At 66.2% G+C, this 1,966-nt stretch carries 2 protein-coding genes and 1 pseudogene; 2 read left to right on the plus strand and 1 reads right to left on the minus strand.

Annotated elements, in window-relative coordinates; genetic code table 11:
- Positions 1 to 322: pseudogene (locus ACWELQ_RS44770) on the minus strand (hypothetical protein); the annotation flags it as partial.
- Positions 323 to 744: 422 nt separating this feature from the next.
- Here ACWELQ_RS44770 and merB point away from each other — a divergent pair.
- Both merB and ACWELQ_RS44780 read left to right on the plus strand, forming a co-directional pair.
- Positions 745 to 1,407, plus strand: a complete 663-nt coding sequence (gene merB / locus ACWELQ_RS44775; protein WP_452403036.1) for an organomercurial lyase — start codon at positions 745 to 747, stop codon at positions 1,405 to 1,407.
- A gap of 74 nt (positions 1,408 to 1,481) precedes the next feature.
- A partial coding sequence (locus ACWELQ_RS44780; RefSeq protein ID WP_452403037.1) for a tyrosine-protein phosphatase occupies positions 1,482 to 1,966 on the plus strand: 485 nt, incomplete at its 3' end.

Here is a 1,966-nt window from a genome sequence, read left to right on the forward strand (position 1 = left end):
CATCGCACGCGTCGACGCAGATGCCTACGCCCACCCGCGTGTTCTTCGGCGGCGCCAGTGGCCGCTCCACCGGCCCGCTCACCGCGATCACCTGGACCGAGCCGAGATGCGCCCAACGCGCCCAGCGACCCGGCGTGGCCAGCTGCCGGACCAGCTCCGGGCCCGCCTCCGCCGGGCCCACCACGGCCATCACGGTGACCGGGGCGGTGGGCAGTGTGCCGAGTAGATGCAACGCACGCGAGCGTTCGGAGACCGAACGCACCTCGCTAATGGCGATTTCCACCAGCGCGGGATCACCGAGCGCAAGATCCTCGTCATCCACGGTAACTTTCTAGCAAACTCGGCGGTGAAGTCGCCGCATTGCCAGGGCCGACGGAACCGGTGTTGCCGATACGGCGAGGAGACGTGATGAAGACGGCCGGAGCACTCGCCGATCGGCGCGAGTATCGGAGGCAAATCCAGCCGTCCGGCGAATGCGCCACCCCGTCGCGGCCGGATACCGTGAACTGGAACGGACAGTGCGGGTCGCATCCGACCCCCGATTGCTTCCACCGAAGCCACGTAGAGCGGTCCCCGAAGACGGAGGCCGCTCTTCTGGTGCCTTCTGGAGGTCTGATCTTGCCGGTAGATCGTAGGAAATTCATTGCCGTCGGCACGAAGGCGGCCGCAGCGCTCGTCGCGGTCGGTGTCGGAGCCGCGTGTGGAATCGATGGACACATCCACCCTCGAGAGGACGTGAACGCCATGACGGCGACGACCATGACCGCCGCACAGGAAGCCAAACTGCACGACGTGGCCGCACAACTGGTGTGGAAGTGGGAGCAGCCCGCCGGAGTGGAATTGATCCGGGAGGGCGCGAAGATCACCGCCCATTTGATCAACCACGGTCCGTTGCCGGTCGAACTCGCCGATTCCTGGCTGCCGACACCGGAGGATCGCGCGCGGGGCATGGTCCGCTATTTCGCCGAACGCGACTACGACCTCGAGGTGAACGCGGCCGGCGACATTGTCGGAGCGGGGATTTCGCTGATCGCCGACGACAGGTCCAAGCGGCACATCTCCACCATCAACGACCGCCGGTTCTACAACTGGTGTGTCTGCGACATCGTCATGTTCCCGATGGTGCTGAACGTCCGCTCGGAGGTGTCCACAGTGGATCCTTCTACGGGAGAAAAGGTTTCGTGGACCGTCACCGAGAACGCCTTCGAGAACGTCTCCCATCCGGACGTCTGGTTCACCCTGGCCCCGGCCCACGGAGGCGAGATCCGCCAGGTCTACTGCGATCGCGTGAACATCTACGCCGACCGAGCAGGCGCCGAAGCCGCGGCTGGCGCGGATCCGCAGATCGCCGCGGCGCCACTGCAGGAACTGTTCAACGACACCCGAAAGCTCGCCGACATGTTCTGAGCGTCGGCCCGGCATACGAGATTGTCCGGCTCGAATCAGGAAGGCAGCGCATGCATTCTCGTCGAGTACCACTGATGCTGGCTTTCACGGTGGCAGTCACGGTAGGCGCCTGTTCCGCCAGAACCGGCGTCACGGTCGAACCGCCCGCCCGCACCTCGGCGGTCGTTGTCGGCGTCGACGAACGGGCGCTGCCCCTGCCCGGTGTCGAGAACGCCCGTGACGTGGGCGGTTACCGCACCGTCGATGACCGGCGGATCCGAACCGGCCTGGTGTACCGCTCCGGCGAATTGTCCACGGCAAGCGACCAAGCCGTGGCCTACCTCGCCGGTCACGTTCTGAAAATCGACGACGACCTGCGCCTGGCATCCGAGATCGCCAAGGCCCCCGACCGCGTCCCGGCGGGCGCGACCTACCGCAACGCGGATGTCGTAGGCCAAGCCTCGCCGCAGGTCATCGCCTCCGCCCAGAACGCGGGCCCCGACCTCTACCGAGCCTTCATCACCACGCCCGGCGCGAACGAAGGCTTCGCCTCGGTCCTGCACGACATCATCGACACCAC

The sequence above is a fragment of the Nocardia sp. NPDC004722 genome, from assembly GCF_053601505.1.

What these genes read in the sequence shown, in the direction of transcription:
- merB (WP_452403036.1), top strand. Translation starts at nt 745, where the DNA reads ATGACGGCGACGACCATGACCGCCGCACAGGAAGCCAAACTGCACGAC.